This is a genomic window from Bacillus sp. ISL-39, from assembly GCF_018613295.1.
Taxonomy (GTDB): domain Bacteria; phylum Bacillota; class Bacilli; order Bacillales; family Cytobacillaceae; genus Mesobacillus.
On record NZ_JAGGQM010000006.1, the window covers coordinates 17,737 to 36,989 of the forward strand.

Genomic DNA, 19,253 nt, shown 5'->3' on the forward strand with positions numbered 1-19,253 from the left:
AAGGGAATTGAAGGTGAAAACGATGAGTTTTTTAAGAAAGCTTTTTGGCAGTAATAAAAAGGAGGAAACAAAGATGACAACAGAAAAAATGAATATCGGAATTATTTTAGGAAGCACTAGACAGGGACGAGTGAGCCCTCAGGTTGGTGAATGGGTAAAGGGAATTGCTGACCAACGAGGTAATGTAAATTATGAGATTGTGGATATTGCTGATTTTGAATTGCCTTTCCTGGGCACAACTGACGGTTCCGAGCCTGGGATTGCTGCCTGGAATGAAAAGCTGGCAAGTCTTGATGGATTCGTATTTATTGTTCAGGAGTACAATCACAGCATTACAGGGGCCTTGAAAAATGCACTTGATTTTGCACGCGAAGCATGGAATAACAAAGCTGCTGGAATCGTAAGTTATGGTTCAACAGGTGGAGCCAGGGCAGCTGAGCATTTAAGAGGAATCTGTGGAGAATTGAAAATTGCCGACGTCCGTACACATCCAACATTATCCCTATTTACTGACTTTGAAAACGGTACAGAGTTCAAGCCCCAGGCCCTGCACCTCGACAATGTCAATGCAATGCTGGATGAAGTAGAGGCATGGAGCGGCGCACTGAAAACATTGAGATAAGCATTTCTTTTGACCTTTGATGAAAAACGGCTTAATATCTCGAAGTAAGCTATTTTTAATTCGAGATTTATAGAATAGTTTTAAATAAAAAGAATAGGTGGGAATTACAACATGGCTAAGGTTTTATACATCACAGCACATCCGCTGAATGAAGAACAATCTTTCAGTCTTGCAGCAGGAAAAGCATTCATTGATACGTACAAAGAACAGAACCAGAATGATGAAGTCATTCATCTGGATCTATTTAAAGAAAACATTCCCCATATCGATGCCGACGTATTAGGAGGCTGGGGCAAGCTGCAAAAAGGTACTGAGTTCTCTGCTCTATCCGCAGACGAACAGGCAAAAGTAGGCCGTCTAGCTGAACTGGTTGACCAGTTCACAGCAGCAGACAAATTTGTTTTCGTGACACCGCTCTGGAACTTCTCATTCCCGCCAGTCATGAAGGCATATCTCGACGCAGTAGCAGTAGCAGGCAAAACATTCAGATATACACAGGAAGGCCCTGTTGGCTTAATGACAGACAAAAAGGCCCTTCATATCCAGGCTCGCGGCGGTTACTACTCAGAAGGGCCGGCAGCAAACATGGAAATGGGAAATCGTTACATCGAAACAATCATGAACTTCTTCGGTGTACCTTCAATGGAATGCCTATACCTGGAAGGCCACAATGCGAACCCAGAAAAAGCACAGGAAATCAAAGAAAACGGAATTGCGCGTGCCAAGGATTTGGCGCACACATTCTAATAAGCACAAACGAAGACAGGCCGGGTTTTCCACCGGCCTGCTTTTATGCTATTTCAATGTAATGGTAAGGTCTTCTCCCACTTCAAGCACACAATTGTCACGATTCTTGACTGGCGCGAAGGTCATGATATATTCATCTTTTCCGCCTTTGACTTCGCCTTTGCTGAAGATTGGGTCAGCTTTTTCGCCACCAGAGGTGAGGAAAACACCAGGCTTCGAGTAATCCTCATAGTAGCCGCGCTCCTTATCTACCTTCCTGGCATTGAGGTACTGATGTTCCAATTTGCTCATCACCCTATATGTCATCCCATTTTCGGTAATCAGTTTTGTGTCCGAACCTGTGACGACCACTCTTGTTTCCATTTCGGAGAATTCTACTTGTTTGATGACATAAGCCTTATTATTAAAAGTGAACTCTTTATTTAGCACAACAACTTCACGATTAGAAACAGCTGATTGGTCCAGTGTGAATTCAAGCGGCCAGATTGTTGCTATACTATCTGTTTTTGTTTCAGTATAGATGGTTAAGTTATCGATTTCCAACCGAATATCCTCGCAATCGAAGTTCTTAATAGATCCAAATGACAAAGCTTCGGCAACCTTATTTTCTTTTTGATCATAATACCTGCTGCCCCAGCCGACATTATCCAATTTCACCTTTTGACCATGCAGTAAGGCTGATAGTACTTTTTGCTTGAAAAATAATTTGGCCTTTTGAGAGAACATACCTAACAGGAAAAAAACGGATTGTATTTCTTTCTTCTTGAAATTAAACTAAAAGAAGGAGGGGAATATATGGAAGCAAATGAATTGTTACAGCCGTCTCTTGATCAAGAGTGGAAGAAAACAAAAACGTATGATATAAATCGTCTATTTTTGGTTGCATTTTTTGGTGGAACTATACCGACAATTATTCTTGGGACCAGGAATGCCAAATGGCTGAACGTTCCAGATAAAACGATTCACCTTTTGATCGGAGCAGGTATCCTGTTTACCATTGCTGATATAGTTTTTATTACTTTGTTTTTCCAAGGCTTTTTTGCACCAGAAAGCAAGCCGTTGTTGAAATTCGGCTTCAAGCTGCTAGCTATTATTCTATTTTTTATGTACCGAAAAGTGATGACGAAACCGTTTGAATTCCATTTGATGACAAATGGGGAGATAACACCCATCTTTAAGCCTGCCATCCTGTGGATGCTTGCTGGCGCTGTTATACAGGGGATTCTACTATTTGCAGCATTTGCCATATCGGAGCTGTAAGAAGGGGTAAAAATGGGAACAATAATAAAAGAGAAGGAATTTACGCAGGTCAGATATTTATTTAGCATGGGCCGCTATGAAGAAGCGGCTGTGCATATAAGGAATATCCTTGAAGAGGACCCGTTTAATTCGAATGCGTTATACAATATGGCAGTTGTCTTCATGTCCCGCAGTGATTTCACTTCCGCGAGGGAAACTTGCATGGAGGCGATGGAGCATGGACATGATAAGGCAATATGTTACCATTTTATTGGGAAGACTTATAGTTATCAAAAGGATTATTACAATGCGGAACAAACCTATTTACGTGCACTTGAAATTGAACCAGAAAATGGCGAGTTGCTTGCTACATACGGGTATCTGATGCTTGTGACTGGCTTTGAGGAGAAGGCACTTAATCTTTTAGAGCATGCTTTGGAACTGGAGCCTGATAGCGAAAGAGTGAACCAGTACGTTCTTGAGTATTATTTTGTAAAGAAGGATTCAGAAAAGCAGTTGGAGTTAATCAGAAACATTATGGATTCTGCTGGGGATGAACAGCAAAAGCTGATGAATCTAGCGCTTTATCATGATTTGCAGGGGAATATGAAGGATGCAAGGGAATATTACAGGCAGGCTTTTTTAGTGGATCCATCAAACCAATACTTATTAAGTTTGTTGGCTTACTATGATGAAATGACCCATCCCCTTTTTGCTCCACACCGAATAATGAAAAAGATTGGCGGGCCAGCAATAATATGGATTATCTTCATGGCTCTGTCCCTGCTGCTTTATTATGTTGGTCAGTATAAAATTCTGCTTACGGCGGTTGCAGTTTACCTTGTTTTTGTCATGTACACTTGGATTGCCACGCAATTATACAAGTGGTTCGTAAATAGGAGGTTATGATGGACAAAGTTGGAATCTATCAATCTATACTTGAAAAAGACAAAAACAATGTAGAGGTCTGGTTCTTATTGGGAGAAGAGTATTTGAAGCAAGATCAGCTTTCTGAAGCATTGTATTCTTTTTCAAGGGCGTTGAAGACCGAACAAACTTCTTTGGACAATTCAATCCGAGAAATCCTGATTAAGTATCTATCCCATGGAAACGGGGAAGTATATTCCGAAATTTTAGAAGAACCAATCCATACTAGTGATATAGTCAAAACAAATGAACAATTCCTATCATCACTACCTGACACTTCGCAAAACTTACCTGTAAAACTAGAAGTAGTGAAAGGTGGAAAGGATAGCAATGTGGTTTCGATGAACGAACATCTTCCAGAAAGAATCACATTCGATGATGTGGGTGGCCTTGATTCTCTAAAAAAAACAATCGAAATGAAGATCATTAAACCATTTCTCAATCCTGGGATTTTCACAAAGTTCCGCAAAAAATCAGGTGGAGGAATCCTGCTGTACGGGCCTCCCGGATGTGGGAAAACATTCATTGCGAAAGCGACAGCCGGAGAATGCAGTGCAAACTTCTATCCGGTATCTATTTCGGAAATATTAGACCCTTATTTAGGTGTCAGTGAACAAAACCTGCATAATGTGTTTGCAACAGCACGCGCAAACAGTCCGGCTGTATTGTTTTTTGACGAGCTTGATTCTTTTGGATACAGCAGGGGGAAAGCACGTTCCGATATAATGCGTCCATTAGTGGATACCATGCTTACTGAACTGCAGGGAATTGAAACCAGTACGAATAAATTGCTTGTTATTGGCGCGACCAATATGCCCTGGGATGTTGATTCAGCTTTCAAGCGTCCTGGAAGGTTTGATAAACTCGTATTTGTTCCGCCGCCTGATGAAAAGGCGAGGGAAATAGTCTTTAAGCTCAAATTACGCGGCAAGCCGATTGGTGATGATGTGGATTTGGGCATCCTTGCTAAGCAAACAAACCTTTATTCAGGCGCGGATATCGAAAATGTTGTTGAGATAGCGACTGAGACCGTATTAGAAGAAATCATGGAAAGTGGATTGGAGCGGAATATATCTATGAATGATTTGCTTCAAGCGATTCATTCAACCAGACCATCCACGGTCGATTGGCTTACAACGATAAAAAATTACATAAAGTATTCCAATCAAAGTGGGGTATATGATGAAGCAGCAAAATATATTAAAGAGCATTTCTAATTCTTAATTTTCACGGGAATATGATCTTTCATTAAAGTCTAAAAACACTCGCCGAAGGTTTTCGGCGAGTGTTTTAATGTTTACCTGAAGGCAGGAGCCATTTTTTCGAAAAAAACATACATGAGATAGTCCGATAGAAATCTTCTATCGGACTGTTTTGGTATGGTAACGGATGCCATCGATAGAGCATTCACTTATTGCGGTGCTTAAACTTCCTGAGGCACCTGTAGCCCCAATCCTTGAGCGATGCGTGTTCCGTATTCAGGATCTGCTTTGTAAAAGTGGCCGATCTGTCGGAGTTTGATATCGTCGCGCTGAACTGGCTTCATGGCAGCGACGATATTTGCAACAAGGCGCTCACGTTCTCCTTCGGTCATCAAGCGGTACAGGTCACCGGCTTGTGTGTAATGGTCGTGGTGATCGTAGCCCGCGTTTTCAGCCACGCCGATGACAGGGAAGCTCGCCTGCTTGTGCTCATTCACTTCAGTTGGTCCTCCGAAACTATTAGGCTCGTAGTTTACTGTTTTGCCGCCATTGCCGTCGAAACGCATCTGGCCGTTGCGCTGATAAGAGTTCATTTCAGATCTTGGCCTGTTGATCGGCAAGTGATTATGGTTTGCACCAACACGGTAACGATGTGCATCAGAATATGCAAACAGGCGGCCCTGCAGCATTTTGTCAGGAGAAACATCGACACCAGGGATAAGGTTTCCGGGTGAGAATGTAGCCTGCTCAACTTCCGCGAAATAATTTTCAGGATTGCGGTCCAATACCATGCGGCCGACTTCAATCAATGGATAGTCTTTTTGTGACCAAACCTTTGTGACATCGAATGGATCGAAACGATATGTGTTGGCATCCTCTAGAGGCATGATTTGCACATATAGCTTCCATGCAGGGAAGTCCCCAGCTTCAATCGCATTGAATAAGTCTTCTGTATGGTAGTCAGGGTTTTCTCCTGCAATTTTAGCCGAAGCATCTGCTGCAAGGTTTTTCACGCCTTGCTCTGTCTTGAAGTGGTACTTAATCCAGACACCATCGCCTTCAGCATTTGTCCATTTGAACGTATGGCTGCCAAAGCCATGCATATGGCGGAGGGTAGCCGGGATGCCGCGATCGGACATCAGGATGGTTACCTGGTGCAGCGATTCAGGTGAAAGTGACCAGAAATCCCAAACAGCATTTGGGTCTTTCAAGTGTGTTTGTGGATTTCTTTTTTGTGTATGGATAAAATCAGGGAACTTGATCGCGTCACGGATGAAGAATACCGGAGTATTGTTCCCGACGATATCGTAGTTTCCTTCCTCTGTATAAAACTTTACTGCGAAACCGCGTGGATCACGGACAGTGTCTGCTGATCCAAGTTCCCCCGCAACAGTAGAGAAACGAATGAAAAGAGGTGTCTTCTTGCCAACCTCTGAAAGGAAAGCAGCCTTTGTATACTTGGTCACATCATTTGTCACTTCAAAATAGCCATGTGCTCCAGCGCCTTTTGCGTGAACAACACGCTCTGGCACACGTTCGCGATTAAAGTGAGCCAATTTTTCAAGTAAATGGACGTCCTGAATTAAAGTAGAACCTCTTTGTCCTGCCGTCATGGAATTCTGGTTGTCCCCTACCGGTGCTCCCCAGCTTGTTGTAAGATGGTTCTTTTGATAATTGCTCATTTATTCAACCCGCCTTTTTAATGAATTTTGGTTTATAGCTAAATGATAACACTTTTCAATTAAAAATCAATACTTAATTATAATTATTTTAATTTAGTAATCGGTATAAGTTATGAAACTCTCAGGACATTACCTGAATTTTAGATGGCAGGCTTAAGTTACAAAGCTGTAACACTATGTAAAATTTGAGCCGTTAACTTACAAGTCTGGTTATAGAAGGAAAGAGGACGAGAGTGGGATAAATTTCTAGGTTTAAAAAGAATCAAGCGGTTTCAATGGATAGGAAGAGATTTCTTCTTATTGGCACTTATTGGACAATGAATAACTATGTTACAACTGCTAGCCTTAATAGTAGAAAAAGAGAGCAGCAATACTGGGAGGTATGGAAAATGAGAAACATGAAAAAAACATTGGCAGCGCTAACAGCAGTTGTATCTTTATCTTTATTTTCAATGGGCGCAGCTGCTGAAGCGGCAACTTACCAAGTGAAAACAGGAGATACGATGTGGGGAATCGCCAGCAAGTATGGTGTTCCAGTGACAGAATTGAAGAAAGCGAACAATAGAACTAATACTCTACTATATCCAGGACAAAAGTTGACAATCCCGGCTGCAGTTGTTTCTGCGGCAGATCAGGACTTGCTCGCAAAGCTGGTCCATGCCGAAGCAAAAGGCGAGCCATATGCAGGGAAAGTAGCAGTAGCAACTGTTGTCTTGAATAGAGTAGCAAGCCCGGATTTCCCTAACACAGTAAGAGGAGTCGTCTATGAAAAGGCAAACGGGTACTATGCCTTCACTCCTGTAAAAAATGGAGCAATCAATAAACCAGCTGATGCAGAAGCAAAGAAAGCAGTAAAAGAAGCGCTTGCTTTCAGAGGGCAAGGCAGTGGCTCACTGTTCTTCTTTAACCCTAAAACAGCAGTAAGTAAATGGGTGTTTTCAAGGGAAGTGACCGTAACAATCGGAAACCATAGATTCGCGAAGTAAACCGTAACAACCGGTAATCACTAAATAACCTGAAAAAAGCCGTGCGATTCTCATTCTGCACGGCTTTTTCTCAATTGGAGTTATTTAATTTTTCATATACCCTCAGGGGCAAATAAAAGGCTTGTTAAGTATTCGAAAAACACATACTATTTAATTGCAATACATAATGAATGGAGGAATGTTTTTTGATAGTTAAATCCCGTGTTGAGCCCCTGGAGCTGCAGGTTCTTAGAATACTGAATGCTCGAATGAACCTGTCTCCGAAAGAATACAGTAACTACCTATACCTGGAAAAAGGTTATGAAGGAGAAGTGATTTTTGACCGTTGGATGGAGGAGGTTGAAAAAGGGTTCCTGGTTATGAATGATTTGCTCCTTGAACATGGAAATACAAAATTTCAAATCGACTCCCTCTTCATCTCCAAGATCATCCATATGTTTGAAGTGAAGTATTTCGAAGGCGATTATTTTATCGGAGGTGATCGGTGGTATACCAGTAATGGAGTGGAAATTAAGAATCCTCTGCAACAAATGGAAAGAGCAGAGTCTCTCCTGCGAAGGATGGTACGAGAACTTGGATTCAACATTAATATCGAATCAACTCTAGTCTTCGTGAACCCAAACTTTTACCTGTATCAAGCCCCGCGCAATTTGCCAATTATCTTTCCCAACCAGATTCCCAGACTCCTTAATAACCTGCAAAAACAATTCGTCCAACCAAAAAATATCCATGCAAATTTAGCAGAAAAGCTGCTATCCCTGCATTCCCAAGACTCACCCTATAAGAGGATGCCTGAATATAGTTTCGGCAAATTGAAGAAGGGAATAGCCTGTTCCCGTTGTTATACATTGAATACCGTAGTTACGAGAAAAACATTGATATGCAATAGTTGCGGGAAGCGAGAGAACATTCACGAAGCTATACTGAGAAGTATTAGAGACTTCCTATTGCTTTTTCCGAAAGAAGAATTAACAGTCAATAAGGTTCATGAATGGTGCAGTTCTATTAAAACTAAAAAGCCCATTAGAAACACTCTTGTAGAAAACTTTACATTGATCGGCTCTGGCCGTGCTACTCACTATATAACTAAAGATGAATAATGGAGCATGGCTAATAAGGTACGATACAAGCCCAATCGTACCCTTATGAAGCCCAATCCAGTCACATAAGGATACGATACAAGCCCAATCGTACCCTTATGAAGTCCAAACCAGTCACATAAGGATACGATACAAGCCCAATCGTGCCCTTATGAAGTCCAAACCAGTCACATAAGGATACGATACAAGCCCAATCGTGCCCTTATGAAGTCCAATCCAGCAATATAAGGGTACGATACAAGCCCAATCGTACCCTTATGAAGTCCAAACCAGTCACATAAGGGTACGGTTCAGTTCAAACCTAAATATACGCTTATAAGTGCAATTCCATTGCATAAGTGAGCCTATCATACTTTTTATAAAGGTTGCTTTGCAAGGATCCTGACGATTTCATCCTCAACCTTTCTTCCTTCTCGATCATCCAGCAGGTTATTCAGCAAAATTGTAAAGATAAGCGTATCCCCGCTGCTGGTTTCAACGTATCCTGCAAGGGTGCTTACGCCTGTCAGTGTGCCTGTTTTAGCAGCCACCCGATCCTTCAGGTGAGCTTCCTTCAGCCTATTGCGCATCGTCCCGCCAATCATCCTGTCCTTAACTCCGGCAACTGGAAGCGAATGCTGGAATGCTGGGAACCATTTTTCATTTTGGGCTAGATATAGCAGTTTAGTAATTTCGTTTGCTGGAATGAGGTTGGCGTGAGAGATTCCAGATCCGTCGCGCAATACAAGTCTGCTGGTGTCAATCCCGATTTCACCAAGTCCATCGGCCATGACCTCAAGGCCTTTTTCCCAGCTGCCTTTACCATGGACGGCCTTGCCCATCTCCTTAACCAGTATTTCCGCATGGCCGTTATTGCTTAATTTCATGAAAGGTATCATCAGTTCAGCAAGGGGGACTGATTTATGGGAAATCATTCCGGTCATGCTGTCTGTCGCGTAACCTGACTTAATTTTCCCAACTACTTTTATTCCGTTTTCCTCAAGTGCCTTTTTAAAAAGGCTCCCTGCATAAAGGGAGGGCTCCCAGACCGCGACCCATTTCCTCCTTTTTTATATCAGCAGGAATGGATCCGGTTACCCTGATGGTGTTTGTACCATGTTCACGCTCGATGTGGATATCCTGTTTCCCTTTGGAATTCACTGTTACCGCTTCATTGACGATTGTGACAAAATCAGTGTCAGGCTCTAGGGAAATCTTTGCCGCTGCCCCTTTTTTGCCCGGAGAAATGTCGACTATGACAGTCCCTGCATCATAATCGTGATTTGGCGAAGCGGTAAGGGCGGAAATCTGGGCGCCGTAATATTGATGCTCGTCATTCCAGGTCAAGTCTTCAGAATAACGGACATCATCATACCAGCTGTCATCAGCCACTAAATCGCCGGCCACCTTATTGATTCCTTTACTCTTAAGTCGCTTTGCCATCTCATCAAAGTCTGCCGGGAGCAAGGTTGGATCGCCCATTCCTTTTAAAAATAGGTCACCTTCAAGCGTTCCGTCATTAATTTTTCCATCTGCCAAAACTTGCGTTGTAAAGCGATAATCTTCCCCTAAAACCGAAAGGGCGGCCGCCCCCGTAAACAATTTCAGAACTGAGGCCGGCTGAAGCCGGGTATCCCCGATATGCTCGTACAACAGCTTTCCATCCTCCGCAGACCTGATGCTGACACCAGCCAAAGCTCCATAAAGAACAGGCTCATTTGTTAAAAGGTTGTTGATTTCTGCGGACAGCTCCTCGCTAGGCTGGACTGCCTGAGCTGGAGGTTCCTCTGTATGAAAAAACAAAATGATGGCTAAGATGATGACTAATGAGAATATGGTGATTAATGTAGTTTTTTGTTTCATTTTTTTGGTTCATCCCTTTCACATCTCAACTGTATTCGACAGGAAATTTCCCAATAACCAACTAGTAGAGTCTATGATAATGTTTTAATTAATATAAGGTTCAGGAGGGAAAAAAGTGTACCGATACTTTTCGAATGCTTTACTCATTCTAGCCATCGGAGCAGGATTTTACTTCTATGCCCAACTCATTTTTTCAAAGGTGACAGACCCATTGTACGGAACATTGGCGCTTCTCGCGGGCAGTCTGTTTACGGCAGGGATTTCAAGGGAGCTCCTGTTAATAGCGCAATCAAGAAGGGAAAATAGTCAGATTTAACTTGAAAAAATACTCCTCATTGAAAATCCGTCAAATACGGAGTCTCAATAGGAGTATTTTGTGGTTTTAAGTTGATTTGGAATTCCATAACATGCTGGACGGGCAGTCATCGGGCAGGAGTCTTATTTTATGATTCCATGGCCGATAATCTCGACATCGACTTTCGGCGTAATCGCAATGTTTGGGTATTCTTTTTTCCAATCCACTTGCTGCCAATAATCATTATGGAGCGCAATGATTCGACGGCCAATGCCAAAACTGTCGCTGTTCGCTTGCTGGAGCTTCTTTATGGCCGCTTCTGCATCTTTTGAGAGTATCTCAGAAAGCTTTTGATTCAGATACTTGATTTCTTGTTTTTTATATAACTGATTTCTGGCATACTCAGTAAGTGCAACTTTTAATTTTAGATTTATGTTAACCTTTACTTCTTTATTCGAAATCTTAACCTCTAACTGTTGCTTTGTTTTTTTTACATCGAAAGATACAAAATCGCGGGGGCTAGTATTTTCATGGTTTGTGATTTCCTTTGTGAATCTAGCTCTCATCCCGGAAGTTCCGTCCATCAATAAAAAAATCATTGCCTCATCGCCTGATAAAATTTGCCCTGTAAATTTGCGTTCATTGAATAATGCGATTCCTTCCACTTTGGCCTGATTCTCACTCTCTTGGCCGATATAAGGCAGAATAAAGTCTTCACCTGGGTCAAACATTGCGGCACAAATGGATTGAAGGTTTTCCTCGGGGATAAGCGAGGAAACTTCCTGGCTTTCTAATAACTCAAATAAGTATTCACTAATTTCCTGTTCCTTAATATTTAGCTGGAGGATATCTTTTCCTCTCCCTTCTGCAATAAAAACTTTAGCACTAAGGGAACTTTTGGGGTCTCGATAAAATAAATCAAGAACTGGATATATATCTTGTTTTGCTAGCTCGTTTCCAATAATGAGTACCCGGAGCTTCGACGCATCGAATGTTTTCGAGCTTCGCTGATCGATATCTTTCCTTGCTGCTCTTGGTGTATTCCCGATTCCAGTGATGATTTGATAGGTTTCTGCTGAACCGCCCCCCTGGTCGGCCCTTTTTATAATGGGGGAAGCAACGGCATCGATTATTTTTCCTTCAGTATCCAAGTCAAAACTGGCGGCCAAGTATAACCTAACATCCTTCAATAAATTTTGATCCCAACACCCGCTTAAAAAGATTGTCATACATCCTATGCATAATAATTTACTCGGCCGGGTCATGGTGGACACTTCCCTTCTCCGTTTTTTTCAAAAGGTACGAGACAAGCAGTAAAAGAATGGGAAAAAGAAGAAAGGCGAAGCTGGCATTTGTAATATGTCTGGTCATCGATTCAGCAAAATGAATATTCGACTCTGCCATTAAGGCTATCCCGAAAATTGGCAAAGCCAAGTAATAAATAAGCTTTTTATGCTGTGGTTTTTTAAGTAAACTTTTACAGGACTTTGCCGCCAAAAATAGGTAAGTGCTAAAGGAAGTAAATACCATTATTATCCAAATGGAGAGGAACAACAAATCCGTTCGTTCCATCGCTTTAAAGGTATAAGACTTTAACATATATAAGAGTGGTTCGGGTATTATTTTTAATTCTTCGGGACTGAAATAAATGAAACTGACAATGACCAGATAGGTATATAGCAAAGTGATGAACAAATTCGCCCAGGACATTACCTTGAATTTTTTCTTGTTTGATCCCATTACAAGCGGAAAAGTAATCAGGACCGCTTCAAAACCCAACATGGAGAGGAAGGCATCTTTGCTGCCAAAAAGGATATTTTTTATGCCAGCCTGACCGATTGGGAGAATATAGTATATATTTGCATCTTTCAGTGTGTATGAAATCAGCAGGAATAGAACCAACATAAGAGGTGTAACCAATGTATAAAAGCGAGCCAATACCTTCAAACCGTCCCCGCATAAATAAATTCCTGCCAGGACCATTAAGGCTCCAATAATCCAGATAGGTGTGTAGGGAAGGATCCACCGGTTGATAATCCCAATATAGAGAACTAAAATTAAGCTCCCGACACTTAGAAAATAGAGAGAGTAAAAGACAGAGATCAATTTCCCTATTTTTTTGCCAAGCAGGAAAGCAGCTATTTCAAGAAGGTTTTGAGAGTCAAATCTCTTGAATAGGAGCAAATAAGCAAATAGTATGCACTGAACAAACACTCCTGCAAGGAGAATGGAAATCCATCCATCTGAATGGACCGCATTATGCATATCATATGGTAGCGAAAGCACGCCAACCCCTGATTGGGCATGGATCAGCAGGAAGAAATATTGCTGATAGGTGATCATATCTTTATTATTGTCCATCTATTTTCCATCCTCTTGAATCCCTCTGTCTTTTCGTGTTTGATGCAAGGGCATTTTTTGGCCGTTCATTCATTTTCCAAAGCGGAAGCCTGAAGAATGTGTCTTTTAAGTCCTTTACATGCAAGGGCGCCAGCGGGGAAAAATAAGGAACACCAAATGACTCAAGTTTGCAAAGCTTTATAAAAATGATGATCAGCCCAAAAATCAATCCGACAAACCCTAAAAATGATGCAGCAACCATAAGTGGAAACCGGATCAGGCGGACTGTCGTACTCATTTCGTTAGATGGCACGACAAAAGCTGAAATAGCTGTTACAGCCACAACCACTATCATTATGTTTGATATGAGCCCAGCACTGACTACTGCATCTCCAATGACCAAACCGCCAACGATGCCAATAGTCTGTCCAACAGGTTTGGGAAGCCTGATCCCTGCTTCTCTGATCAGTTCAATCGTTATCTCCATGAAGAAGGCCTCCATTAAGGGAGGATAAGGTATACCTTCAACTGATCCTTTCAATGACAAAATCAATTCATGGGGAATGACCTCGAGATGGAACGCATTAATTGCGATATAAAGTGCCGGAAGGGTAATTGCAATAATGAAGCTTACATACCGCAGCATTCGGATGAAGGTAGCAGGTATCCACCTGCTATTGTAATCATCTGATGATTGGTAAAAGGCGAAAAAAGTGATTGGAAGAATTAATGCCGTGGGGCTGCAATCGCCAATCAAGGCAACTCTCCCTTCCATTAAATTCGCAATCGTCCGGTCTGGCCGCTCGGTATTTACAATCTGTGGAAACAAGGAAAAGGGATCGTCTTCGATGAATTCTTCGATATACCCTGGGCTTAAGACCATATCGGTTGATATATAAGATAGCCTTCTTTCCACTTCAGCTACTACCTTCTTGTCTGCGATTCCTTTCATAAAAACAACTGCAACCTTGGTTCTTGTTTTCTCACCCAATACATGATATTTCACAGTGAAATCTGGATCTTTGATTCTCATTCTTAAGAGGCTGATATTCGCTTCTAGATTTTCATTGAAACCATCATGAGCGCCACGGACAATACTTTCGTTCTGAGGCTCCTCAATTGCCCTTTGATGACTTTTCGGAAAATTGAAAAGCCATGATTCATTACGTTCACATAGAAACAAAATATATCCACCGTCAAGGATGCCTTCTATCAGCTCTTTGATCTCATGATTTTCCTTGCCATTTAAAGATTGTAAATTTTCACTGCTGACATTCGACCCTAGCTCAAACAATGGTAAAAGCAAATATTCCTTGAAATTCTCTTTTGAGACTAAGGTTTCAAGAAAACAAAATATAAATGAGATGCTACCTTTAGTAAATTTCAATTCTTTGAAATCTGCAGTATGTTCGAATACCGATGTTAACTCTTGGTATAGGCTATTGTTAATAGCTTTGTCCTCAGTATCCTGTTGTAAGCCCTTCGGCAGCCTGAATTTTTTCATAACTACACCACTTTTTATTGAAGATATGGAATCCTTAGCGTTAGGAGTAGTTATTCCAAATAACTTGCCAAAATATACAAAAGGAGATAACGGCTGGATGCAAGAAGCATCTGGCATTTGCGATTAAGAAAGTCATGAGGTTATGATAAAATAAAACAAATGATAAAGGGGGTTTTTAGATGGACATATTGCAGCCCGAAGTGAACCCATCTGAATGTGGTGACAGCTGTTGCTCATCAGAAAGAAAGAGCCATCACTCTGAAAAAACGAAAAAGAATCTCGTGACGAGATTGAATCGGATAGAAGGACAAATTCGCGGCATTAAAGGCCTGATCGAGAGAGATACGTATTGTGACGATGTCATCACGCAGATATCGGCAACACAGGCGGCACTGAACAGTGTGGCCAAACTTCTGCTCGAAGGCCATATGAAATCGTGCATCGTCGAACGAATTCAGGAAGGTGACGATGAAGTCATTGATGAGCTATTGACCACGATTGAAAAGCTGATGAAAAAATAAAAGTTGTATTGTTTTTCATTTAGCCTAATGTTCTGTATAATGACTCTAACTAAATACATTCCTTCGGGGTCGGGTGAAATTCCCAACCGGCGGTGATGAAGCTTTTGCTTCTTAGTCCGTGACCCGGTTAACATTTGTTAAACGGTGGATCTGGTGAAACTCCAGGGCCGACAGTTAAAGTCTGGATGGGAGAAGGAAAAAAACGAGGATTAAAAGAACGGGATAAGTATGCCCTTTTTCAACCCTCTAATTTACCATTGCCTTTTTTAGGACCCCGAATCAATTTGTTTCGGGGTCTTTTTATTTATTCGTACAAAACCTGAAAGGAAACTACCTTTTTTGAGGAAGGAGGAAGCAGGGTGAACGACCAGGACTATATGGCATTGGCCATCAATCTCGCTAGTGCGACAGAAGGCCAAACCTCGCCGAATCCGCAAGTAGGAGCTGTCCTTGTAAAAGACGGCCGGATCATTGGAATGGGTGCCCATTTGAAGGCGGGTGAGCCCCATGCTGAGGTACATGCAATCACAATGGCTAGGGATAAGGCAAAGGATGCCACATTATACGTGACCCTTGAGCCATGCAGTCATTTCGGGAAGACGCCGCCATGCTCGAATCTGGTGATAGATTCAGGCATCAAGAAAGTATTTGTCGCTTCGGTTGATCCGAATCCGCTTGTTGGAGGAGCAGGAGTGAAAAAGATGCTTGAGGCGGGCTTAGATGTGCAGGTTGGGTTGATGGAGGAAGAAGCAAAAGCGCTGAATAAAGTGTTTTTTCATTACATAAGCACTGGCTTGCCCTATGTTACGTTGAAGTCAGCCACCAGCCTGGACGGCAAAATCGCAACAGTTACCGGGGAGAGCAAATGGATCACCGGGGAAGAGGCAAGAAAGGATGTCCATCGGTTCCGTCATTCACATGATGCTATTTTAGTTGGCGTCAACACCGTCATAAAAGACAATCCGAGCCTGACGACAAGGATTGAGTCTGGAGGGAAGAATCCGGTGAGGGTCGTGCTGGACAACACTCTTCGCACTCCGCTGGATTCAAGGATCGTGAATGACAGGGCTGCCGAAACCATTATCGTGACCGGAGGACGGGCAGAGGCTGAAAGGATAAAGCAGTTTACTGAGCTAGGCATTGAGGTTATCAAGCTGGAAACTGAGCAAGTCGAGATTCATGGCATGCTGAAAAAACTGGGAGATTGGGGTATCACTTCTATTTACGTAGAAGGTGGAGCCGAGGTCCATGGCAGCTTTTTAAAGGAGAAGGCCTTTCAGCAAGTCATAGCGTATATCGCTCCAAAGCTGATTGGAGGGAAAAACGCCCCGGCTGCATACGGAGGCGGAGGTATTGCCAGGCTCGAGGATACTGTTTCTTTGGAGATTAGAGATGTTAAGCAAATTGGCCAGGATATCAGGATCATCGCTGAGCCGGTTTAAAAGGAGGTTAATATGTTTACGGGAATAATTGAAGAGATAGGGACTGTCGCCAATATCCAGCATAGCGGCGAGTCATTTGTCCTGACGATTGACGCAAGGAAAGTCCTGACAGATGTTCACCTTGGAGACAGTATTGCTGTTAACGGGGTGTGCCTGACCGTCACCTCCTTTACAGAGAATAGATTTACGGTAGATGTCATGCCGGAAACGGTCAAAGCATCCAGCTTGAAATCCGTCAAACGTGGCTCAAAGGTGAACCTGGAAAGGGCAATGGCAGCGGGCGGCCGGTTCGGCGGGCACTTTGTCGCCGGCCATGTGGATGGAATCGGGACCATTAAGGGGAAAAAGCAAATAGAGAACGCGGTTTACTATGAAATTCAAGTGGATCCTGAATTGCTGAAATATGTCATCATGAAAGGCTCTGTCGCTGTTGATGGTACAAGCCTGACCGTTTTCGGAATATCAGAAGACAGCCTGACTCTATCGTTGATTCCGCTCACCTTGAAAGATACAGTCTTAGGGTTCAAGGATAAAGGGGATATCGTCAATATCGAATGCGACATGATTGGCAAGTATGTAGGGCACTTTTTAAGTAACCAGTTTCCGTCAGCACCAAAACGAGGCAACAATATTACAGCCCAGTTCTTAGAGGATAACGGGTTTATGTGAGGGTGATGTAAATGTTTGATCCAATTGAAGAGGCTATATATGAACTCATGCAGGGAAATGTAGTCATTGTTTGTGACGATGAAGACCGTGAGAATGAAGGAGACTTCATCGCTCTGGCAGAAAAGGCAACACCGGATGTGATCAATTTCATGGCAACACATGGCCGGGGATTGATTTGCGTGCCGATTGAAGAGGAATTAGCCCAGAAGCTGGATTTAATGCCGATGGTCTCACGAAATACCGACCCTCATGGCACAGCTTTTACCGTGAGCATTGACCATAAGTATTCAACAACCGGGATTTCGGCTTTCGAGCGTTCAGCCACTGTATTAAGCATGCTCGACCCAGAGTCAAAGGCCGCTGATTTTAAAAGGCCTGGCCACATCTTTCCTCTCGTAGCCAAAAAAGGCGGAGTACTAAGGAGAGCCGGCCATACAGAGGCAGCGGTGGATCTTGCTAAAATGAGCGGCGCCAAGCCTGCCGGGGTCATCTGCGAAATCATGAATGAAGATGGCACCATGGCCCGGGTGCCAGAGCTCCGCAAGATTGCCGACCAGTTCGATTTAAAAATGATTACGATAAAAGACCTCATTCAATACCGCAATCGGAAAGACCAGTTGGTTAAAAGAGAGGTTGAGATCAATCTTCCTACTGAATTCGGGATTTTCAAGGCAGTTGGTTATTCAAATGTAGTAGATGACAAAGAACATATTGCTCTTGTAAAAGGAGAAATTGACCCTGAAGAGCCGGTGCTTGTAAGGGTTCACTCTGAATGTTTGACTGGCGATGTGTTCGGCTCCTTCCGCTGTGACTGCGGCCCGCAGCTGCATGCAGCATTGAGTCAGATTAACAAGGAAGGACGCGGTGTTCTTCTGTACATGCGCCAGGAAGGCAGAGGAATCGGCCTGATGAACAAGCTGCGTGCATATAAACTGCAGGAAGAGGGCTACGACACGGTAGAGGCCAATAAAAAGCTTGGCTTCGGTGCTGATCTCCGTGAATACGGAATTGGCGCCCAGATTTTAAAAGACCTTGGCATCAGGCAAATTAAATTGCTGACCAACAACCCAAGGAAAATCAAAGGGCTTAAGGGTTATGACCTGGAAGTAGTCGACCGTGTGCCAATCCAAATGCCAACAAGGGAAGAAAACGAAAATTATTTAAAAACCAAGCACAGCAAATTAGGGCATTTACTTAATTTTTAATAGGAATTAAAACCATCTAATTGGAGGAATAGGACATGAACAGAACATTCGAAGGTAATTTAGTAGGAACGGGTCTTAAAGTCGGAATCGTAGTCGGTCGCTTTAATGAATTCATCACAAGCAAGCTTTTGGGCGGTGCACAGGACGCCTTGAAGAGGCACGGTGTTGAGGAAAGCAATGTCGATGTTGCCTGGGTTCCAGGTGCTTTCGAAATTCCACTGGTTGCGCAAAAAATGGCTAAAAGCAATAAGTATGACGCGGTCATCACATTAGGTACAGTCATCCGCGGATCCACGCCGCACTTCGATTTTGTATCCAATGAAACAGCAAAAGGTGTATCAGCCGGTGCGATGAATTCAGGGGTCCCTGTCATTTTCGGAGTTCTGACAACAGATACCATTGAACAGGCAATCGAACGTGCCGGCACAAAAGCTGGCAACAAAGGCTGGGACGCTGCAATGTCCGCGATTGAAATGGCTAATTTGATGAAAAATATTGAAATGTAAAAGATTTTAATGAAGCTGCAGGCATTTTTGTCTGCAGTTTTTTTATTTTATGAAAGAAAAAGTTAGTGCTGAATCTTGGAATCTGCGGAAAAGGCGACACTAAGCAGAAAAATGAGTGTGGTGGTTATTAGAAGGGTTATAAAGACCATCCAAAGCAGAAAAAGAGGTCAGGATGGTCGATAGAAGGGTTATAAAGACCATCCAAAGCAGAAAAAGAGGCCAGGATGGTCGATAGAAGGGTTATAAAGACCATCCAAAGCAGAAAAAGTGATCACGATGGTCGATAGAAGGGTTATAAAGACCATCCAAAGCAGAAAAAGTGATCACGATGGTCGATAGAAGGGTTATAAAGACCATCGAAAGCAGATAAAGTGCACACGAGGCTCGATCGACAGGCTGTAAGCGCCTCGCGTACACAACTTCC

Annotated in this window: 19 protein-coding genes, 1 pseudogene and 1 riboswitch; of the genes and pseudogenes, 13 read left to right on the forward strand and 7 right to left on the reverse strand. The window is 42.7% G+C overall.

Translation table 11 applies throughout. The features are described from left to right. The first annotated feature begins 22 nt into the window (after nt 1-22). Together J7E37_RS07765 and J7E37_RS07770 are read left to right on the forward strand one after the other, a co-directional pair. On the forward strand, nt 23-622 hold the full coding sequence (locus J7E37_RS07765; protein WP_214776485.1) for an NADPH-dependent FMN reductase: 600 nt from the start codon (nt 23-25) through the stop codon (nt 620-622). Nucleotides 623-733: 111 nt separating this feature from the next. Beyond that, nucleotides 734-1,369 (forward strand): FMN-dependent NADH-azoreductase, encoded by a 636-nt coding sequence (locus J7E37_RS07770; RefSeq protein ID WP_214776486.1) that lies wholly within the window; start codon nt 734-736, stop codon nt 1,367-1,369. A gap of 48 nt (nt 1,370-1,417) precedes the next feature. Here J7E37_RS07770 and J7E37_RS07775 read toward each other — a convergent pair whose 3' ends face one another. Continuing rightward, nucleotides 1,418-2,026: a hypothetical protein gene (locus J7E37_RS07775; protein WP_215023411.1), complete on the reverse strand. Its 609-nt coding sequence runs from the start codon at nt 2,024-2,026 to the stop codon at nt 1,418-1,420. Nucleotides 2,027-2,164: 138 nt separating this feature from the next. Here J7E37_RS07775 and J7E37_RS07780 point away from each other — a divergent pair, with 138 nt between their 5' ends. The 3 genes from J7E37_RS07780 to J7E37_RS07790 are packed head-to-tail and all read left to right on the forward strand — an operon-like array spanning nt 2,165 to nt 4,752. Further along, nucleotides 2,165-2,629, forward strand: a complete 465-nt coding sequence (locus J7E37_RS07780) for a hypothetical protein (RefSeq protein WP_215023413.1) — start codon at nt 2,165-2,167, stop codon at nt 2,627-2,629. Nucleotides 2,630-2,641: 12 nt separating this feature from the next. Then, complete coding sequence (locus J7E37_RS07785) at nt 2,642-3,517, forward strand: tetratricopeptide repeat protein (RefSeq protein WP_214776489.1); 876 nt, start codon at nt 2,642-2,644, stop codon at nt 3,515-3,517. After that, nucleotides 3,517-4,752, forward strand: a complete 1,236-nt coding sequence (locus J7E37_RS07790; RefSeq protein ID WP_215023415.1) for an AAA family ATPase — start codon at nt 3,517-3,519, stop codon at nt 4,750-4,752. Before J7E37_RS07785 ends, J7E37_RS07790 begins: the two co-directional genes overlap by 1 nt. Before the next feature lie 206 nt (nt 4,753-4,958). Here the strand turns inward: J7E37_RS07790 and katA are convergent, their stop codons facing one another. Then, complete coding sequence (katA, locus tag J7E37_RS07795) at nt 4,959-6,419, reverse strand: catalase KatA (protein WP_215023417.1); 1,461 nt, start codon at nt 6,417-6,419, stop codon at nt 4,959-4,961. Nucleotides 6,420-6,817: 398 nt separating this feature from the next. Between katA and J7E37_RS07800 the strand changes: the two genes are divergently transcribed. Both J7E37_RS07800 and J7E37_RS07805 read left to right on the forward strand, forming a co-directional pair. After that, entirely contained in the window at nt 6,818-7,405 is a 588-nt protein-coding gene (locus J7E37_RS07800; RefSeq protein ID WP_215023438.1) for a cell wall hydrolase, read from the forward strand. Nucleotides 7,406-7,590: 185 nt separating this feature from the next. Next, nucleotides 7,591-8,505 carry a nuclease-related domain-containing protein gene (locus J7E37_RS07805; RefSeq protein ID WP_215023419.1) on the forward strand — a complete coding sequence of 305 codons (915 nt, stop codon included), beginning with the start codon at nt 7,591-7,593 and terminating at the stop codon, nt 8,503-8,505. A gap of 356 nt (nt 8,506-8,861) precedes the next feature. Here the strand turns inward: J7E37_RS07805 and dacB are convergent. Continuing rightward, nucleotides 8,862-10,347 (reverse strand): annotated as a pseudogene (gene dacB / locus J7E37_RS22455) (D-alanyl-D-alanine carboxypeptidase/D-alanyl-D-alanine endopeptidase). 115 nt (nt 10,348-10,462) lie between these two features. Here dacB and J7E37_RS07815 point away from each other — a divergent pair. After that, nucleotides 10,463-10,663, forward strand: coding sequence for a hypothetical protein (locus tag J7E37_RS07815; RefSeq protein ID WP_215023421.1), 201 nt, complete (start codon nt 10,463-10,465; stop codon nt 10,661-10,663). Nucleotides 10,664-10,785: 122 nt separating this feature from the next. Here the strand turns inward: J7E37_RS07815 and J7E37_RS07820 are convergent, their stop codons facing one another. From J7E37_RS07820 to J7E37_RS07830, 3 genes are read right to left on the reverse strand one after another with little or no spacing between them, the layout of a single operon-like run. Continuing rightward, nucleotides 10,786-11,907 (reverse strand): Ger(x)C family spore germination protein, encoded by a 1,122-nt coding sequence (locus J7E37_RS07820; RefSeq protein ID WP_285290303.1) that lies wholly within the window; start codon nt 11,905-11,907, stop codon nt 10,786-10,788. Then, on the reverse strand, nt 11,891-13,003 hold the full coding sequence (locus tag J7E37_RS07825; protein ID WP_215023425.1) for a GerAB/ArcD/ProY family transporter: 1,113 nt from the start codon (nt 13,001-13,003) through the stop codon (nt 11,891-11,893). The genes J7E37_RS07820 and J7E37_RS07825 overlap by 17 nt, the downstream gene beginning before the upstream one ends. After that, nucleotides 12,993-14,486 carry a spore germination protein gene (locus J7E37_RS07830; protein WP_215023427.1) on the reverse strand — a complete coding sequence of 498 codons (1,494 nt, stop codon included), beginning with the start codon at nt 14,484-14,486 and terminating at the stop codon, nt 12,993-12,995. Before J7E37_RS07830 ends, J7E37_RS07825 begins: the two co-directional genes overlap by 11 nt. A 179-nt stretch (nt 14,487-14,665) precedes the next feature. Between J7E37_RS07830 and J7E37_RS07835 the strand changes: the two genes are divergently transcribed. The 5 genes from J7E37_RS07835 to ribH all read left to right on the forward strand — a co-directional run bounded on the left by J7E37_RS07835 (nt 14,666) and on the right by ribH (nt 18,829). Then, nucleotides 14,666-15,007: a metal-sensitive transcriptional regulator gene (locus J7E37_RS07835; RefSeq protein ID WP_251009552.1), complete on the forward strand. Its 342-nt coding sequence runs from the start codon at nt 14,666-14,668 to the stop codon at nt 15,005-15,007. Nucleotides 15,008-15,062: 55 nt separating this feature from the next. Further along, a riboswitch (FMN riboswitch) is annotated at nt 15,063-15,208 on the forward strand. 158 nt (nt 15,209-15,366) lie between these two features. Continuing rightward, nucleotides 15,367-16,449 (forward strand): bifunctional diaminohydroxyphosphoribosylaminopyrimidine deaminase/5-amino-6-(5-phosphoribosylamino)uracil reductase RibD, encoded by a 1,083-nt coding sequence (gene ribD / locus J7E37_RS07840; RefSeq protein WP_215023429.1) that lies wholly within the window; start codon nt 15,367-15,369, stop codon nt 16,447-16,449. 12 nt (nt 16,450-16,461) lie between these two features. Then, nucleotides 16,462-17,118: a riboflavin synthase gene (gene ribE / locus J7E37_RS07845; RefSeq protein ID WP_215023431.1), complete on the forward strand. Its 657-nt coding sequence runs from the start codon at nt 16,462-16,464 to the stop codon at nt 17,116-17,118. Nucleotides 17,119-17,129: 11 nt separating this feature from the next. After that, complete coding sequence (locus tag J7E37_RS07850) at nt 17,130-18,323, forward strand: bifunctional 3,4-dihydroxy-2-butanone-4-phosphate synthase/GTP cyclohydrolase II (RefSeq protein ID WP_215023433.1); 1,194 nt, start codon at nt 17,130-17,132, stop codon at nt 18,321-18,323. A gap of 35 nt (nt 18,324-18,358) precedes the next feature. After that, nucleotides 18,359-18,829, forward strand: coding sequence for a 6,7-dimethyl-8-ribityllumazine synthase (gene ribH, locus J7E37_RS07855; protein ID WP_215023434.1), 471 nt, complete (start codon nt 18,359-18,361; stop codon nt 18,827-18,829). A gap of 240 nt (nt 18,830-19,069) precedes the next feature. Here the strand turns inward: ribH and J7E37_RS07860 are convergent. Further along, nucleotides 19,070-19,253 (reverse strand): hypothetical protein (locus J7E37_RS07860; RefSeq protein ID WP_215023436.1); only part of this gene is annotated, 184 nt, incomplete at its 5' end.